Genomic DNA, 17,566 nt, shown 5'->3' with positions numbered 1-17,566 from the left:
CTCTCGGGGAGGCGCGGTGGGCGGTCGAGGCTGGGCGTGGTCAGGGCCAGCACCTCGGGGTGGACGGCGGTGAGTTCGGCGTCGTCCAGGCCGCGTGCGCGGCCCTCCCGCAGCGCCGCGAGCGCCGCCCCGGCCGCCGTGCGGGACCCCGGGCCGGCGGGCGGCAACAGGGCGCCGGCCAGGGCCTCCTGGGCGTGCAGGGCCACCAACACCGCCCTGCTCCACCGCAGGGCCGCCAGCAGTTCGGCCGAGGTGAGCCGGGCCGGCGCCGTGGCCTCCGCCAGCGCCCGGTCCACGTCGGCGCGCAGCGCCACCGCCAGCCGCGGCAGCGCGGCCCGCAGCCGACCCACCCGCCAGGCGGCGGCCACCCGCCGGGCGCCGGGCAGCGGGTTCAGCAGCGCCAACAGCCGGTGGCGGGGCGGGTCGAGCCCGAGGAGCCGCAGGTCGGCGACGGCTCGCCCACCGACCGTGGTCACCGCGGGCACCGCCCGCAGCCGCCGCCGGCCGGCCGCGCCCGCCAGGTCGAGCGCGGTCGCGAGGCCGTGCGCCATCGGGATGACCCACAGGTCCTCCTCCAACGGCAGCAACGGGTCGGGCAGCGTCTCCGCGACCGGTCCCGGGCCCAGCAGCCGGGCGCCACGCGGCGGGCGCGGCGCCATCGCGGTGATCGGCCGGGACTGGAACAGCCAGAGCCGGCCCGTGAGTTCGTCGAAGCCGAACTCGATGTCCTGCGCGCCGCCGAACACTCCCCGGGCGCGCCCGGCCAGCGCGGTCAGCCGGCGCAGCTCGGCCGTCGTCAACAACCCGGGTCGCGCCGCCCGCCCCTCGCGCACCGGCCGGCCGCGGCGGGTGAGCCGGAGGTCCGTGCCCGCGGCCTCGCCGCCGACCAGCCGGTCGGGGCCGCCGCGCACCGCGCTCAGCAGCATCCGGTCGGCCCGCCCGGCGACCGGGTCGGCGCCGAACAACACCCCGCCGATCCGTGAGCGGACCATCGGCTGCACCAGCACCGCCATCGCGTCGTCCGACGACTCCCGCACGGTGCGCAGCGCGTCCCGGAAGGCCGCCCAGCCGCGCACGTCCAGCACCGAGGCGAACCGGCCGGCCATGGACGACCGTTCGGTGTCCTCGGCGGCCGAGGACGAGCGGACCACCAGTGGCCGGGCGCCGTCGCCGCTCAACTCCCGCCAGGCGGACCGCAGATCGCGGCCGCCGCCGACGGCGGTGCCCGGCGGCAGGACGACGAACCCGGGCAGCACCGGCAGCCGCGCCCGGGTGCCGCGGGCCAGCGCCGCCGCCTTGGAGCCCGCGAGGTCGACCCGGCCGGCGCGCGGGTCGTCGAGCGGGAGGGTCAGGTCCTGGCCCGTCGTCCGTGACGGGTCACGCGTGTCGTCGTCGATCCCGATGTCCTTGATGTCCATCGCTCACCCCAAGACGTTCCAAGACGTTCCAAGACGTTCCGGGCGGTCGTCCCGCCGGAGGAGACGCCGGGGAAACGTCAGGCACCTGACAGCAAAACGGGATGTGTCGGAAAATCGTCCAACCCCGTTCGCCTGTGGACGGCCGGCGGCGCCGTGTCGGTGCCGACGGCTAACGTCGGACCCATGTCGCACAGTGCGGTGGTGCTCGAAGGGGTCCTCGAACGCATCACGTACGCCAACGAGGAGAACGGCTACACGGTGGCCCGGGTGGACACCGGCCACGGCGGCGGCGAGCTGCTGACCGTCGTCGGCTCGCTGCTCGGCGCCCAGGTGGGCGAGTCGCTGCGGATGACCGGCCGTTGGGGCTCGCACCCCAGCTACGGCCGGCAGTTCACGGTGGAGAACTACACCACGGTGCTGCCCGCCACCGTGCAGGGCATCCGCCGCTACCTCGGCTCCGGCCTGATCAAGGGCATCGGCCCGAAGACCGCCGAGCGCATCGTGGAGCACTTCGGCACGGCCACCCTCGACGTCATCGAGGCCGACCCCCGGAAGCTGATCGCCGTCCCCGGGCTCGGCCCCAAGCGCACCGCGCTGATCGCCACCGCCTGGGAGGAACAGAAGGCCATCAAGGAGGTCATGGTCTTCCTGCAGAGCGTGGAGGTCTCCACCTCCATCGCCGTCCGGATCTACAAGAAGTACGGCGACGCGTCCATCTCCGTCGTCAGGAACCAGCCCTACCGGCTCGCGACCGACGTGTGGGGCATCGGCTTCCTCACCGCGGACCGCATCGCCCGCGCCGTCGGCATCCCGCAGGACAGCCCCGAGCGGGTCAAGGCCGGCCTGGCCTACGCCCTCTCGCAGGCCACCGACCAGGGCCACTGCTTCCTGCCCGAGGAGCGGCTGATCTCCGACGCGGTGAAGCTGCTCCAGGTGGACACCGGGCTGGTCATCGAGTGCCTGGGCGAGCTCGCCGAGGATCCGGAGGGCCTGGTGCGGGAGCGCGTCCCGCACCCGGACGGCGACGGCGAGGACGGCACGCTCACCGCCGTCTACCTGGTGCCGTTCCACCGCGCCGAGCTGTCCCTCGCCGGGCAACTGCGCCGGCTGGTCGGCGCCGACGAGGACCGGCTCGCCGCCTTCCAGGACGTCGACTGGGCCAAGGCGCTCACCTGGCTCGCCGGCCGCACCGGTTCCGAGCTCGCGCCCGAGCAGGAGGAGGCGGTCAGGCTCGCGCTCACCAGCCGGGTCGCCGTGCTGACCGGCGGCCCCGGCTGCGGCAAGTCGTTCACCGTCAGGTCGGTGGTCGAGCTGGCCCGCGCCAAGGGCGCCAAGGTGCTGCTCGCCGCGCCCACCGGGCGGGCCGCCAAGCGGCTCGCCGAGCTCACCGGCGCCGAGGCGTCCACGGTGCACCGGCTGCTCGAGCTCAGGCCAGGCGGTGACGCGGCCTACGACCGGGACCGGCCGCTCGACGCCGACCTCGTGGTGGTCGACGAGGCGTCCATGCTCGACCTGCTGCTCGCCAACAAGCTGGTCAAGGCCGTGGCGCCGGGCGCCCACCTGCTGCTCGTGGGGGACGTGGACCAGCTGCCCTCGGTGGGCGCCGGCGAGGTGCTGCGCGACCTGCTCGCGACGGACAGCCCGGTGCCCGCCGTGCGGTTGACCCGGATCTTCCGGCAGGCCCAGCAGTCGGGCGTGGTCACCAACGCCCACCGGATCAACTCCGGGATCCCGCCCGTCACCACGGGCCTGGCCGACTTCTTCCTGTTCGTCGAGGAGGAGACCGAGGAGGCCGGGCGGCTCGCCGTCGACGTGGCGGCCCGCCGGGTGCCGGCGAAGTTCGGCCTCGACCCGCGCCGCGACATCCAGGTGCTCACCCCGATGCACCGCGGCCCGGCCGGCGCCGGCGTGCTCAACGGGCTGCTCCAGCAGTCCATCACGCCCGCCAGGCCGGGGCTCGCCGAGAAGCGGTTCGGCGGCCGGGTGTTCCGGGTCGGCGACAAGGTCACCCAGATCAGGAACAACTACGACAAGGGCCGGAACGGCGTCTTCAACGGCACCGTCGGGGTGGTCACCGGGCTCGACGAGGACGAGCAGCGGCTGACCGTGCTCACCGACGAGGACGAGGAGGTCCCCTACGACTTCGCCGAGCTCGACGAGCTCTCCCACGCCTACGCCGTCACCATCCACCGCTCGCAGGGCAGCGAGTACCCCTGCGTGGTCATTCCGGTCACGATGAGTGCCTGGATGATGTTGGAGCGGAACCTGCTGTATACGGCCGTCACCCGCGCCAAGAAGCTCGTGGTGCTCGTCGGCTCCCGGCGGGCGTTGGGCCAGGCGGTGCGCTCCGTCTCGGCCGGCAGCCGCTGCACGGCGCTGGACGCGCGGCTGGCCGGCAGAATACTTCGTCCGGAGCGCCCGTAAATATCCGTATTCGCGCGGCACGGCGTGCCAGAAAGTGGCCACTTGGCCGACCCCGAGTGCACATTCTGCGCCCAGATGGGGGACAGTAGGAGGGAGTCAGGGCACCTCGAAGAAGAGGCACAACGTCGGTGAGGGATGACGTGAGCGAAAACCGCAACAGCGACAGCGCAGGCAACGCGGACGACGCGGTACTCGTGCGTTTCGGCGCCGAGGAGTACCGCTACCCGGTGGTGGGCAGCACGGTGGGTGACCGTGGTTTCGACATCGGCAAGCTCCGGGCCCAGACCGGTCTGGTGACCCTGGACTCCGGTTTCGGCAACACTTCGTCGTGTAAATCGGCGATCACGTACCTGGACGGCGAGCAGGGCATCCTTCGCTACCGTGGGTATCCGATCGAGCAGCTCGCCGAGCGCGGCTCGTTCATCGAGACGGCCTACCTGCTCATCAACGGCGAGCTGCCCACGGTGGACGAGCTGGCCGCCTTCCGCGGCGAGATCAGCCGCCACACGATGCTCCACGAGGACATCAAGCGCTTCTTCGACGGCTTCCCGACCGACGCCCACCCGATGGCGATGCTGACCTCGGTGGTCAGCGCGCTGTCCACGTTCTACCAGGACAGCCACAACCCGTTCGACGAGCGGCAGCGGCACATCTCCACCATCCGGCTGCTCGCCAAGCTGCCGACGATCGCGGCCTACGCCTACAAGAAGGCGATGGGCCACCCGGTGGTCTACCCGCGCAACGACCTCGGCTACGTCGAGAACTTCCTGCGGATGACCTTCTCGGTGCCGGCCGAGGACTACGACCTCGACCCGGTCGTCGTCAACGCGCTGGACAAGCTGCTCATCCTGCACGCCGACCACGAGCAGAACTGCTCGACCTCCACGGTCCGCCTGGTCGGCTCCTCGCAGGCCAACCTGTTCGTCTCCATCTCCGCCGGCATCAACGCGCTCTGGGGCCCCCTGCACGGCGGCGCCAACGCGGCGGTGCTGGAGATGCTGGAGGGCATCCAGGCCGACGGCGGCGACGTGGACGCCTTCATCCGCCGGGTGAAGAACAAGGAGCAGGGCGTCCGCCTGATGGGCTTCGGGCACCGCGTCTACAAGAGCTTCGACCCCCGCGCGAAGATCATCAAGGAGGCGGCGCACGACGTGCTGTCGGCGCTCGGCAAGTCCGACGAGCTGCTGGACATCGCCCTCAAGCTGGAGGAGCACGCGCTCAGCGACGACTACTTCGTCTCCCGCAACCTGTACCCGAACGTCGACTTCTACACCGGCCTGATCTACCGGGCCATGGGCTTCCCGACCAGCATGTTCACCGTGCTGTTCGCGCTGGGCCGGCTGCCCGGCTGGATCGCCCAGTGGCACGAGATGATCAACGACCCCACCACCCGGATCGGCCGCCCGCGGCAGGTCTACACGGGCGTGGTGGAGCGCGACTACCGGCCGGTCGAGCAGCGCTGAGGACCGCCGTCGCGGCGCTGGCGGAGATGTGACGCAGGTCACATATCTGCCAGCGCAACCTTCCACGCCGCCGTCGGTCTAACCCGTCAGCGTTGGCGCGGATTCGGCTGGATCCACGCCGGCGGCCGTCCAGCCGGGGTCCCGTGGGGGGACGCTCTGTGCGGACGGCAGGAAGCGCCCCGCGCCGGGCCCTGTGGGGGGACCCGTCGGCGGGGCGCTTTTCATTTCCCCCGACGGCCCGGCCGCGCCCGCCCTCGCGGCGGCGATCGCCGGACCCCTGCGCCACCGGCCGCACAAGCGCCGCGCACCGGCCACGCCGCGCCCCCGCGGCCTGGCGGCCGGTCGGCACGAGGGCCGCCAGGCCCTCGGCGCCCCGGTAAGCCGAGCGCGGCGTTTCCGTGGGCCCCTAGGGGATACCCGGCATGGACCCGGGAAAGGGCGAGGTGGCCTTCCTTCCCGCCGTGGACACGTGTCAGCGTTGACTTACAGGTTGCACGACGGGGGCGGCCACGACAGGGACGGGCAACGGCATGGACGGCGCACTCTGGATGTACGCGCTTCTGGTTCTCACCAGCGCACCGCCCTATCTTCCGAACAGCGCGCTGATCGCGTCCGCGGGCGTGATGGTCCACGCCGGTGAACTCAGCCTTCCGTTGGTCCTGTTGACGGTCGCCTTCGGTGCGCTCGTCGGTGACGCGCTGATCTACCTGGCCGGCCGGACCGGCCGGCCACGGGTCGTCCGGTGGTTGTCCCGCTCGCCCCGGCGCCAGGCCGCGCTGGCCTGGACCGGGGAGCGGATGCACGCCCACGGGCTGCCGTTCGTCGTCGGCGTGCGGTTCCTGCCGAGCGGCCGGGTCATCGGCGGTCTCACCGCCGCGTTGGTCGACTTCCCGGTCCGCCGCTACCTGCTGGGGATGGGCGTCGCCCAGACCGTCTGGGCCTCCTACAGCGTCGCCCTCGGCTACTGGGGCGCCGCCGTCCTGGAAGGCCCGCTCGCCTCGGTGATCGTCGCCTGCGGGATCTCGTTGGCGGTGGCCGGCGTCGCCCGGCTGGTCAGCGGCGCCGGTTCCCGGGACGCCGTCGCACCCACTCCCTGATGGTGTCCGGATACCAGTACGGCCGGCCGCGCTCCACCACGTCCGGCTGGGGCAGCAGGCCGTGCTTGCGGTAGGACCGTACGGTGTCCGGCTGCACCTGGATGTGCGCGGCGATCTCCCTGTACGACCAGAGTCCGCGGTCCGCCATCTCTTCGCACCTCCCGATAACCAGTGGGCCTGTCCCCCCGAGAACGACGCGTGACGCCGGGGGGCCGGGCTTGTTGATCATCTGTGACGGGCAAGGCGCGTAACGGTGACGGCTGTCGCGGAGTGCGGCCAAACCGACAGGTTGTGCGGGCGTCAGGTGTGGCTCGGGAAGCCGAGGTTCACGGCGCTCTCCGCCGGGTCGGGCCAGCGGGTGGTGATGACCTTGCCCCGCGTGTAGAACCGTACTCCGTCGTTGCCGTAGATGTGATGATCGCCGAAGAGCGACTCCTTCCAGCCGCCGAACGAGTGGTAGCCGACCGGCACCGGGATCGGCACGTTGACGCCGACCATCCCGCTCTCCACCTCCAGCTGGAACCGCCTGGCCGTCCCGCCGTCCCGGGTGAAGACGGCCGAACCGTTGCCCCACGGCGAGGAGTTGATCAGCGCGACCGCCTCGTCGTAGTCGGCGGCCCTGACCACGCACAGCACCGGGCCGAAGATCTCGTCCCGGTAGGCGTCCATCCCGGGCGACACCCGGTCGAGCAGCGAGACCCCGAGGAAGAACCCGTCCTCGTGCCCCGGCACCGTCAACCCCGTGCCGTCCACCACCACTTCGGCGCCCTGCGCGGCCGCGCCCCGCACGTAGGACGCCACCTTCTCGCGGTGCTCGGCGGTGATCAGCGGTCCCATCTCGGACGCCGGGTCGTCGCCCGGACCGATCACCAGGGCCCGCGCGCGCTCGGCGACGGCGGCCACCAGCGCGTCGGCCGTCTCGTCGCCCACCGCGACCACCACCGACACCGCCATGCAGCGCTCACCGGCCGAGCCGTAGGCCGCGCTGACCGCCGCGTCGGCCGCCACGTCCAGGTCGGCGTCCGGCAGGACCAGCATGTGGTTCTTGGCGCCGCCGAGCGCCTGCACCCGCTTGCCGTGCTCCACGGCGCCGCGCTGGATCGCCCGCGCCACCGGCGTCGAGCCGACGAAGCTGACGGCGGCCACGTCCGGGTGCGCCAACAGCCGCTCCACCGCCTCCCGGTCGCCGTTGACGACGTTCAACACGCCCTCGGGGAACCCGGCCTCGGCCGCCAGCTCCGCCAACCGGAGCCCCGCCGACGGGTCCTTCTCGCTCGGCTTCAGCACGAACGTGTTGCCGCAGGCGATCGCCACCGGGAACATCCACAGCGGCACCATGGCCGGGAAGTTGAACGGTGTGACGCCCGCGACCACGCCCAGCGGCTGCCGGATGGACGCCACGTCGACGCCCGTCGAGACCTGGGTCGACAGCTCGCCCTTCAGCTTCTCCGGGATGGCGCAGGCCAGTTCGACGATCTCCAGGCCGCGCGCCACCTCGCCCAGCGCGTCGGCGTGCACCTTGCCGTGCTCCGCGGTGATCAGCCGGGCCAGCTCGTCGCGGCGCGCCACCAGCAGTTCCCGGTAGCGGAACAGCAGGCCGGTGCGCCTGGCCAGCGAGGTGCCGCCCCAGGACCGGTGCGCCGCGCGGGCCGCGGCCACCGCCGCGTCCACCTCGGCGGCGGAGGCCAGCGCCACCCGGGCGGCCCGCGCGCCGGTCGCCGGGTCGAAGACCGGGCCGTAGCGCCCGGAGGCGCCCGGCACGGGCTTGTTGTCGACGAAGTGTCCGATGGTCTTCACGATGGTGCCTTCCCTCGTCACGAGTGGCCTACAGGTGGCGGCGGCGGCCCGCGGCGCCGCGCTCGTACTCCTCGCGGGCCCGGCGCGCCGCCGGCCGGGTGGCGGTGGCCGCCACCGGCACGTCCCACCACGCCTGCGCGGGCGGCGTCGTGTCCCCCGGGTCGGTCTCGACGTACACGCAGACCGGCCCTGTCGCCTCGCGTGCCTCGCTGAGCGCCGCCCGCAGCTCCGCGTGGCTGCCGGCGCGCAGCACCGTCAGCCCGAGCGAGGCGGCGTTGGCCGCCAGGTCGACCGGCAGCGGGTCGCCGGTGAAACCGCCGTCGGGCGCCCGGAACCGGTAGGCGGTGCCGAAGCGTTCGGCGCCGGTCAGCTCCGAGAGGCCGCCGATCGACGCGTAGCCGTGGTTCTGCACCAGCACCAGCACCACGTGCAGGCCCTCCTGCACGGCCGTCACCAGCTCGGTCGGCCCCATCAGGTAGGTGCCGTCGCCGACCAGCGCCCACACCACGCGGTCCGGCGCGGCCAGCTTGACGCCGATGGCGGCCGGGATCTCGTAGCCCATGCAGGAGTAGCCGTACTCCACGTGGTACTGGCGGCGCGACCTGGCCCGCCACAGCTTGTGCAGGTCGCCCGGCATCGAGCCGGCCGCGTTGATCACGACGTCCTCGTCCCCGACGACCGCGTCCAGCGCGCCGAGCACCTGGCTCTGCGTCGGCCGGTCGCTCTCCTTCTCCGGGGTGAACGCGGCCGAGACGACCGCCTCCCAGCGCTCCTTGGCCGCCCGGTAGCCGGCCGCGTACCCGTCGGACACCCGGTGCCCGGCCAGCGCCCCGGCCAGTGCGTCGAGGCCGGCCCTGGCGTCCGCGACCAGCGCCAGGCCGGCCAGCTTGTGGGCGTCGTACGGCGCGACGGTGAGGTTGACGAAGCGGACGGCGGGATCGGCGAACAGCGTGCCGGAGGCCGTGGTGAAGTCCGAGTAGCGGGTGCCGACGCCGATCACCAGGTCGGCGGCGCGGGCCAGTTCGTTGGCGACCGCGGTGCCGGTGTGGCCGATCGCGCCCACGTCGCACGGGTGGTCGTGGCGGAGCGAGCCCTTGCCGGCCTGGGTGGACGCCACCGGGATGCCGGTCGCCTCGACCAGCGTCCGCAGCGCCTCCTCGGCCACGCTGTGGTGCACCCCGCCGCCGGCCACGATCAGCGGCCGGGCGGCCGCCCTGACCGCCCGCGCCGCCTCGGCCAGCGCGTCCGCGTCGGGCGCCGGCCGCGGCACCCGCCACACCCGCTCGCGGAAGAACTCCTCGGGCCAGTCGTGGCCCTCCGCCTGCACGTCCTGCGGCAGGGCGAGGGTCACCGCGCCCGTCTCCACCGGGTCGGCGAGCACCCGCATCGCCTGGAGCGCGGCCGGGACCAGCGCCTCGGGACGGTGCACCCGGTCGAACCAGCGGGACACCGGCCGCAGCGCGTCGTTCACCGACACGTCGCCGGCGCCCGGGTGTTCCAGCTGCTGGAGCACCGGGTCGGCCGGCCGGGTGGCGAAGGTGTCGCCGGGCAGCAGCAGCACGGGCAACCGGTTGATGGTGGCCAGCGCGGCGCCGGTCACCAGGTTGGTGGCGCCGGGCCCGATGGAGGTGGTGACGGCGTGCGCCGAGAGCCGGTCGCGCTGGCGCGCGTAGCCGACCGCGGCGTGCACCATCGCCTGCTCGTTCCGGCCCTGGAGGAAGGGGAGTTCGGCGCCCGGGCCCTGGCCGCTCTCCAGCAGCGCCTGCCCGACACCGGCCACGTTGCCGTGCCCGAAGATCCCCCAGCAGGCGGCGACCAGCCGCTCCCGGCGGCCGTCCCGCTCGGTGTACTGCCGGGCCAGGAAGCGCACCAGCGCCTGGGCGACGGTCAGCCGGACACTGCTTCTCAGACCGCCGCTGCCGCTCATCGGTCTTCCGCTCATCGGTCGGCCTCCTGGGAGCGATAGCGCGGCAGCCGGGGGTCCGGCCGCTGTTCGACCCAACTGCCCCTGATCCAGGCGTGGTCGGGGTGGTCGCGGATCAGCCAGGCGCGGTCCGGGTCGGGCCCCGCCATCACGTTGAGGTAGTACATGTCGTGCCCCGGCGCGGCGATCGACGGGCCGTGCCAGCCGTCCGGGATCACCACCGCGTCCCCGGTGCGGACCTCGGCCAGCACGTCCGTGCCGGTGCCGTGCCCCGAGGGGCTGACCCGCTGGTAACCGACGCCCTCCGCCGTCGGGTTGCCCTCGGCCGCGGCGATCTCGAAGTAGTAGATCTCCTCCAGCCGGGACTCCTCGTCCGGCCGCGACTCGTCGTGCTTGTGCGGCGGGTACGACGACCAGTTGCCGCCCGGCGTCAGCACCTCGACGGCGATCAGCCGGTCGGCCTCGAACACCCCGGCCGCGGCGAAGTTGTTGACCTGCCGGGTGCAGGAGCCGGCGCCGCGCAGCTCGACCGGCACCCGGTCGGCCGTGACGTGCCGGGCCGGCAGCCGCCGCTCGCAGCGGGCGCCGGTCAGCGCGAACCGGCCTCCGCCGGCCGAGGAGACCGCCACCTCGGCGTCGCGCGGCACGTACGCGAAGTCCGTCAGGCCGGCGAAGACGCCGGCACGGCCGCGCAGTGCGAAGCGCTCGCCGTCGACCTCCACCACGCAGCCGCCGGCCAGCGGCAGCACGATCCACTCGCTGTCGCCGGTGGCGAGGCGGTGCGTGTCGCCCGGCGCCAGCGGCAGCACGCGCAGCGAGGAGTAGCCCCAGCCGGCCGACTCGGGGCTGATGTCCAGGGTGTAGGGGCCGGCGGACGCGCTGCCGGCCGGCAGGTGGTGGCGGCCGGACGCCGCGCCCGGGCTCGGGGGTGTCACCGTCGACGACCTCTCCTTCTGGGGGTGGACCGAGGGGATGAACGGGGGTCAGAGCAGGCTGACGGCGGTGCGCACGGCGCCCGCCACGTCGCCGTCCGGCGGGTACAGCAGCGAGCGGCCCACCACCAGGCCCCGCACCGTGGGCAGCCGCAGCGCCGCACGCCACCTCTCGTAGAGGCCGTCCTGGTCGCCGGTCACCTCGCCGCCGAGCAGCACCGCCGGGAGCGACGAGGTCTCCATCACCCGGGCCATCTCGTCCCGGTCGGCGGTGACCGGCACCTTCAACCAGGTGTAGGCGGAGGTGCCGCCGAGGCCCGAGGCGATGGCGATGGCGGTGGTCACGCCCTCGGCGCTCAGGTCGTTGGTCGGCTTGCCGGCTATTCGGCGGGTGAGGAACGGCTCGACGAACACCGGCAGCCGGCGGCGCGCCATCTCGTCGATCACCCGGGCGGTGGACTCCAGGGTGGTGAGCGAGCCGGGGTCCGAGCGGTCGATGCGCAGCAGCAGCTTGCCGGCGTCGAAGCCGAGCCGCTCGATGTCCTCGGGGCGGTGCCCGGTGAACCGGTCGTCCAGCTCGAACGAGGCGCCGGCCAGGCCGCCGCGGTTCATCGAGCCGAGCACCACCTTGCCGTCGAGGGCGCCGAGCAGCAGCAGGTCGTCCAGGACGTCGGCGGTGGCCAGCACCCCGTCGACGCCCGGCTGGGCGAGCGCCAGCGTCAACCGTTGGAGCAACTCCACCCGGTTGGCCATGGCGAGCGGCCGGCCGCCGACCGAGAGCGCGCCGCGCGCCGGGTGGTCGGCGGCGATGATCATCAGTCGGCCGCGGTCCCCGAGGAGCGGGCGCCGCGCCCGCCGTGCCGCCGCCTCGGCGATCGCCTCGGGGTGCCGGCTCCGCACGGCGGCGAGCTCGGAGATGCTGATGGTCACGGAAGGCTCTCCTTCGGTTCGGTCAGGGCTGCCGGACGGTGCTCGGGTCGACGCCCCGGCCGGTGACGCCGGCCAGCAGCTCCTCGACCTCGTGGGCGTAGGGCATCGCCGACGAGCAGGCGAGCCGGCCGGCGACCAGCGCGCCGGCGGCGTTGGCGAAGCGGGTCAGCCGGTCCGGGGCCCAGCCGGCCAGCAGCCCGTGGCAGAGCGCGCCGCCGAACGCGTCCCCGGCGCCGAGGCCGTTGACCACCTCGACGGGGTGCGGCGGCGCCTGCGTCTCCCTGCCGTCCCGGTGCACCGCGAGCACCCCGGCCGGCCCCTGCTTGACGATCGCCAGCTCCACGCCGGCGGCCAGCAGCGCCTCGGCGCAGGCGCGCGGTTGGCGGACCCCGGTGGCGACCTCGCACTCGTCGAGGTTGCCGACGGCGACGGTCGCGTGGGACAGCGCCTCGCGGTAGAGGCCGCGGGCGGCAGACGAACCCTCCGTCCAGAACATCGGCCGCCAGTCGAGGTCGAAGACGGTGGCCACCTGGTCACCGCGGTCCTCGGCGCGGGCGGCGAGCGCGGCGAGGGTGGCGCCGCGGCTCGGCTCCTCGCACAGACCGGTGCCGCTCATCCAGAAGATCCGGGCGGCCCGGACGGCGGCGAGGTCCAGCTCGTCGGCGTGGATCACCAGATCGGGCGCCTTGGGCAGCCGGTAGAAGTACAGCGGGAAGTCGTCCGGCGGGAAGATCTCGCAGAAGGTGACGGGCGTCGGGTACTCCGACACCGCCGTCACCCAGCGGTCGTCCACCCCGAACTCCCGCAGCGCCTGGTGGCAGTAGTCGCCGAACGGGTCGCGCCCGGTGCGGCTGATCACCGCTGCCGCCCGGCCCAGGCGGGCGGCGGCCACGGCCACGTTGGTGGGGGAGCCGCCGAGGAATTTGCCGAACGAATCGACCCTGGCCAGTGGCACACCCGTCTGCAGCGGGTAGATATCGACCCCGATGCGCCCCATGGTGATGACGTCGAATGCTGTCCCGGCCGTCGTCATCCGCGCTCTCCCTCCGCCGTCCCTGGCGTGCGTCGCCGCCCTGTCGCGCCGCCCCCCAGCGTCGGCCCACCCGGGACCCGCTGTCAATGCTTTGTCTTTACATATGGACATCTCGATGACGTAAGGATGAAGCGTTGTCCTGACGAAGGATTGTCCTGACAAACTATTGACAGTCGGGCCCGCCCGGCGGTTTGCTCCCCACTGCGACCCGCCCCCCAACCCTCCACTCTCACACCGAAGTGAGGCAGGAACGATGAACCGGATCAGTCGCTCCCTCTTCGCGGCGGGCTGCGCCGCCGCCCTGCTGCTCGTCACCGCATGCTCCAGCGACTCCGGGGGCCGGCGGGCCCAGGAGGAGGCGGAGGACCTGACGGCCGGTCAGGCCGACACCCCACGCATCAGGGTCGCCATGATCACCCACGGCGGTCGCGGCGACACCTTCTGGGACATCGTCCGCAAGGGAGCCGAGGACGCCGCCAGCAAGGACAACGCCGAGCTCATCTACTCCAGCGACCCCAGCGCCGCCGGCCAGGCCAGCCTCATCGACAACGCCGTCGACCAGGGCGTGGACGGCATCGCCCTCACCATGGCCAACCCCGAGGCGCTGGCCGACGCGATAGCCGCCGCCGAGGACGCGGGCATCCCCGTCGTCGGCCTCAACTCCGGGCTGCCCGCCTGGCAGGACGCCGGCCTGCTCTCCTACTTCGGCCAGGACGAGGGCGTCGCCGGCCGCGCCTTCGGCGAACGGCTCAACGAACTCGGCGCCCAGCACACCGTCTGCGTCATCCACGAACAGGGCAACATCTCCCAGGAGCAGCGCTGCGGCGGCCTCGACGAGACCTTCGAGGGCGAGAGCGAGATCCTCTACGTCGACGGCGCCGACCTGCCGGCCGTCCGCTCCACCATCGAGGCCAAGCTCCGCCAGGACGGCTCCATCGACTACGTCGCGGCCCTCGGCGCCCCCTACGCGCTGGCCGCCGTCGACTCCGTATCCGGCGCCGGCAGCGACGCCGACATCGCCACCTTCGACCTCAACCCCGAACTCGTCACCGCCATCGAGGCCGGCGACATCGAGTTCGCCGTCGACCAACAGCCCTACCTCCAGGGCTACCTGGCCATCGACGCGCTCTGGCTCTACCACGCCAACGGCAACGTCAGCGGCGGCGGCACCGCCCCCGTCCTCACCGGACCGGCCTTCGTCGACGCCGAGAACGTCGCCACCGTCGCCGAGTTCGCCGCCAACGGCACCAGGTGAGCGGGGAGTTGAGCCACGACATGACCACCGACACCACCGTCGAACCCACGGCCGCGCCCCGGCCCGTGGGCGACGGCCGCACCACGCGCCGCTCCCCGCTGCGCCGGCTGCTCGGCCGCCCCGAGATGGGCGCGCTGGTCGGCGCCGCCGCCGTCTACGTCCTCTTCTCCGTCGTCGCGCCCACCTTCCGGCAGCTCGACTCGCTCTCCACCGTCCTCTACCAGGCGTCCACCCTCGGCATCATGGGCATCGCCGTCGCCCTGCTGATGATCGGCGGCGAGTTCGACCTGTCGGCCGGCGTCGCCGTCACCGCCTCCGCGCTCACCGCCAGCATGTTCGCGTTCCAACTCACCCTCAACGTCTGGGCCGGGGTGCTGGTCGCGCTCGTCCTCTCACTGGCCGTCGGCGCCCTCAACGGCGTCCTGCTGGTCCGCACCGGACTGCCCAGCTTCCTCATCACGCTCGCCACCTTCCTGATGCTCCAGGGCCTCAACCTCGCCGTCACCAAGGCGATCACCGGCAACGTCGCCACCAACTCCATCCGCGACATGGAGGGCTTCGAACAGGCGCGCAGCGTCTTCGCCGCCACCCTCACCATCGGCGACACCCAACTGCGCATCACCGTGCTGTGGTGGCTCGGCTTCGCCGCCCTCGCCACCTGGGTCCTGCTGCGCACCCGCTACGGCAACTGGGTGTTCGCGGTCGGCGGCAACGCGGAGAGCGCCCGCGCCGTCGGCGTGCCCGTGGCGTTCGTGCGGATCAGCCTCTTCATGACCGTCGGCCTCGCCGCCTGGTTCGTCGGCATGCACCAGCTGTTCGCGTTCAACACCGTGCAGTCCAACGGCGGCATCGGCAACGAACTCCTCTACATCGCCGCCGCCGTCATCGGCGGCTGCCTGCTCACCGGCGGCTACGGCTCCATCATCGGCCCGGCCATCGGCGCCTTCCTGTTCGGCATGGCCAACCAGGGCATCGTCTACGCCAACTGGGACCCCGACTGGTTCATGTTCTTCCTCGGCGCGATGCTGCTGCTCGCCGTGCTGCTCAACCTGTGGGTCCGACGCCAGGCCACCCGGAGGTGACACCCATGGCTCCCGTCATCGAACTCCGCGCCGTCGGCAAGTCCTACGGCAACATCCACGCCCTCCACGGCGTCGACCTCACCGTGGAGCCCGGCCGGGTCGGCTGCGTGCTCGGCGACAACGGCGCCGGCAAGTCCACGCTCATCAAGATCATCTCCGGGCTGCACCGGCACACCACCGGCGAGTTCCTGATCGACGGCCAGCCGGTCCGGCTCTCCTCCCCCCGCGAGGCCCTGGACCGCGGCATCGCCACCGTCTACCAGGACCTCGCCACCGTCACCCTGATGCCGGTCTGGCGCAACTTCTTCCTCGGCTCCGAACTCACCTGCGGCCGCTGGCCGTTCCAGTCCCTCGACATCCCGCGGATGCGGCGGATCGCCGACACCGAACTCCGCGCCATGGGCATCGTGCTGGACGACCTCGACCAGCCCGTCGGCTCGCTCTCCGGCGGCCAGCGGCAGTCCGTCGCCATCGCCCGCGCCATCCACTTCGGCGCCCGCGTCCTCATCCTCGACGAGCCGACGGCCGCGCTCGGCGTCAAACAGTCCGGCGTCGTGCTCCGCTACGTCGCCGCCGCCCGCGAACGCGGCCTCGGCGTCGTCTTCATCACCCACAACCCCCACCACGCCTACCTGGTCGGCGACCACTTCACCGTGCTCCGGCTCGGCGCGGTCGAACTGAGCGCCGACCGGTCCGCGGTGGACCTCGACCAGCTCACCCACCAGATGGCCGGCGGCGCCGAGTTGGACGAGCTCCGCCACGAACTGCAAGGAGAATCCGCACCATGAGCGACGCGCCGGCACTCGACCGGATCAGGGTCGGCTCGGCCCCCGACTCCTGGGGAGTCTGGTTCGCCGACGACCCCCGACAGACCCCCTGGCACCGCTTCCTCGACGAGGTCGCCGAGGCCGGCTACCCCTGGATCGAACTCGGCCCCTACGGCTACCTGCCCACCGACCCGGCCGTGCTGCGCGACGAACTCGCCCGCCGCGACCTGCGCGTCTCCGCCGGCACCGTCTTCACGGCCCTGCACCGCGGGCCCGCCGTCTGGGACGAGACCTGGGCCCACGTCGCGAAGGTCGCCGCGCTCACCCGGGCCGTGGACGCCTCCCACCTGGTGGTCATCCCCGAGTTCTGGCGCGACCCGGTCACCGGCGAACGCACCGAGGAACCCGCCCTGACGGCCGGACAGTTCGCCGACCTGGCGGCCGGCCTCGAACGCCTCGGCCGCGCCGTCCGCGACGAGTTCGGCCTCGGCATCGTCGTCCACCCGCACGCCGACACGCACGTCGACACCGAGGAGAACGTCACCCGCCTCCTCGACGCCACGGACCCGGCGGTGGTCGACCTCTGCCTCGACACCGGGCACTACGCCTACTGCGGCGGCGACAGCGTCAAGCTCATCGAGACCTACGGCGAGCGCATCGGCTACCTCCACCTCAAGCAGGTGGACCCGGCGATCCTCGCCGACGTCATCGCCCACGAGGTCCCCTTCGGACCGGCCGTCCAACGCGGCGTCATGTGCGAACCGCCCACCGGCGTCCCCGAACTGCCACCCGTCCTGGCGGCGGCCCAGGCCCTCGGCACCGACCTCTTCGCCATCGTCGAACAGGACATGTACCCGTGTCCCCCCGACCAGCCACTGCCGATCGCCGAACGCACGCGGCGCTTCCTGTCCTCCTGCGGGGCCTAGGCGCGGCACGCTTCCCGACGGGCCCGGCCACGGCGCGACCCCTCGGGGCCGGGTGCCCGCCGGGGCCTGCGGCCCCAGGGCTTGGGCGGTGCCGGGCCGGGGCTTCGCCCCGGCACCCGGCCCCGGGGGCGGCCCGGGCCAGGGCCGGGGCTCCGCCCCGGCACCCTGGCTCGCCGTCGGGTGGTCTCGGCCCGTGGCTCCGCCCCGGTCCCCGGGGGGCGCGGTGCGCTCCGGGGCCTGCGGCCCGGGCCCTGGGGTTGCCGTTGGGTGGTCTCGGCCCGTGGCTCCGCCCCGGTCGCGGGGGGCGCGGTGCGCTCCGGGGCCTGCGGCCCCGGGGGCTTGCGGGCCTGCGGCCCGTGCCGGGGGCTTCGGCCTGGTGCCGTGGGGCCTGCGGCTCGCGCCTGGGGGTTGCTGTCGGGTGGTCTCGGCTCGGGGCTTCGCCCCGGACCCGGGGCCGGGGTGCCCTGCGGGGCCTGCGGCCCCGGTGCCCCGGTGCCTCTCGGGGCCTCGGGGTCCTC

The 17,566-nt window shown here is 73.4% G+C and carries 14 protein-coding genes; 7 read left to right on the top strand and 7 right to left on the bottom strand.

The genetic code is table 11. From position 1 onward, the window contains the following. On the bottom strand, window positions 1–1,418 hold a 1,418-nt coding region (locus E1283_RS13095), incomplete at its 3' end, for a PEP/pyruvate-binding domain-containing protein (RefSeq protein WP_243744809.1). 183 nt (window positions 1,419–1,601) lie between these two features. On the opposite strand from E1283_RS13095, the gene recD2 reads away from it, so the two are divergent. The 3 genes from recD2 (at window position 1,602) to E1283_RS13080 (ending at window position 6,402) form a co-directional block, all read left to right on the top strand. Beyond that, window positions 1,602–3,842, top strand: a complete 2,241-nt coding sequence (gene recD2 / locus E1283_RS13090; protein ID WP_132818172.1) for an SF1B family DNA helicase RecD2 — start codon at window positions 1,602–1,604, stop codon at window positions 3,840–3,842. A gap of 194 nt (window positions 3,843–4,036) precedes the next feature. Continuing rightward, complete coding sequence (locus E1283_RS13085) at window positions 4,037–5,305, top strand: citrate synthase (RefSeq protein ID WP_425086166.1); 1,269 nt, start codon at window positions 4,037–4,039, stop codon at window positions 5,303–5,305. Between the two features lie 530 nt (window positions 5,306–5,835). After that, window positions 5,836–6,402, top strand: coding sequence for a DedA family protein (locus E1283_RS13080; RefSeq protein ID WP_132818170.1), 567 nt, complete (start codon window positions 5,836–5,838; stop codon window positions 6,400–6,402). Here the strand turns inward: E1283_RS13080 and E1283_RS13075 are convergent. The 6 genes from E1283_RS13075 to iolC all read right to left on the bottom strand — a co-directional run bounded on the left by E1283_RS13075 (window position 6,359) and on the right by iolC (window position 13,018). Continuing rightward, the gene (locus tag E1283_RS13075; RefSeq protein WP_132818169.1) at window positions 6,359–6,550 is read right to left on the bottom strand and encodes a MerR family transcriptional regulator; all 192 of its coding nucleotides are present in this window, start codon (window positions 6,548–6,550) and stop codon (window positions 6,359–6,361) included. The genes E1283_RS13080 and E1283_RS13075 overlap by 44 nt on opposite strands. A gap of 152 nt (window positions 6,551–6,702) precedes the next feature. Next, a complete protein-coding gene (locus E1283_RS13070) occupies window positions 6,703–8,199 on the bottom strand; it encodes a CoA-acylating methylmalonate-semialdehyde dehydrogenase (RefSeq protein WP_132818168.1) in 1,497 nt (498 codons plus the stop codon). A gap of 28 nt (window positions 8,200–8,227) precedes the next feature. After that, window positions 8,228–10,141 (bottom strand): 3D-(3,5/4)-trihydroxycyclohexane-1,2-dione acylhydrolase (decyclizing), encoded by a 1,914-nt coding sequence (iolD, locus tag E1283_RS13065; protein WP_243744808.1) that lies wholly within the window; start codon window positions 10,139–10,141, stop codon window positions 8,228–8,230. Then, window positions 10,138–11,058 carry a 5-deoxy-glucuronate isomerase gene (iolB, locus tag E1283_RS13060; RefSeq protein WP_132818167.1) on the bottom strand — a complete coding sequence of 307 codons (921 nt, stop codon included), beginning with the start codon at window positions 11,056–11,058 and terminating at the stop codon, window positions 10,138–10,140. The genes iolD and iolB overlap by 4 nt, the downstream gene beginning before the upstream one ends. A 48-nt stretch (window positions 11,059–11,106) precedes the next feature. Next, complete coding sequence (locus E1283_RS13055) at window positions 11,107–11,985, bottom strand: Cgl0159 family (beta/alpha)8-fold protein (RefSeq protein WP_132818166.1); 879 nt, start codon at window positions 11,983–11,985, stop codon at window positions 11,107–11,109. A 22-nt stretch (window positions 11,986–12,007) separates the two neighbouring features. Beyond that, window positions 12,008–13,018 carry a 5-dehydro-2-deoxygluconokinase gene (gene iolC, locus E1283_RS13050; protein WP_132818165.1) on the bottom strand — a complete coding sequence of 337 codons (1,011 nt, stop codon included), beginning with the start codon at window positions 13,016–13,018 and terminating at the stop codon, window positions 12,008–12,010. Between the two features lie 253 nt (window positions 13,019–13,271). Here iolC and E1283_RS13045 point away from each other — a divergent pair, with 253 nt between their 5' ends. The 4 genes from E1283_RS13045 to E1283_RS13030 are packed head-to-tail and all read left to right on the top strand — an operon-like array spanning window position 13,272 to window position 17,048. Beyond that, the gene (locus tag E1283_RS13045; RefSeq protein ID WP_132818164.1) at window positions 13,272–14,273 is read left to right on the top strand and encodes a substrate-binding domain-containing protein; all 1,002 of its coding nucleotides are present in this window, start codon (window positions 13,272–13,274) and stop codon (window positions 14,271–14,273) included. A 20-nt stretch (window positions 14,274–14,293) separates the two neighbouring features. Further along, window positions 14,294–15,355: an ABC transporter permease gene (locus E1283_RS13040; protein ID WP_132818163.1), complete on the top strand. Its 1,062-nt coding sequence runs from the start codon at window positions 14,294–14,296 to the stop codon at window positions 15,353–15,355. A 5-nt stretch (window positions 15,356–15,360) separates the two neighbouring features. After that, the gene (locus E1283_RS13035; RefSeq protein WP_132818162.1) at window positions 15,361–16,143 is read left to right on the top strand and encodes an ATP-binding cassette domain-containing protein; all 783 of its coding nucleotides are present in this window, start codon (window positions 15,361–15,363) and stop codon (window positions 16,141–16,143) included. Continuing rightward, complete coding sequence (locus tag E1283_RS13030; protein WP_132818161.1) at window positions 16,140–17,048, top strand: sugar phosphate isomerase/epimerase family protein; 909 nt, start codon at window positions 16,140–16,142, stop codon at window positions 17,046–17,048. Before E1283_RS13035 ends, E1283_RS13030 begins: the two co-directional genes overlap by 4 nt. The last annotated feature ends 518 nt before the right edge of the window (window positions 17,049–17,566 follow it).

This window comes from Streptomyces hainanensis, assembly GCF_004348415.1.
GTDB classification, from domain to species: Bacteria; Actinomycetota; Actinomycetes; order Streptomycetales; family Streptomycetaceae; genus Streptomyces; species Streptomyces hainanensis.
The sequence above is the reverse complement of the archived record's forward strand: the minus strand, read 5'-3'. Positions and strand labels throughout refer to the sequence as shown.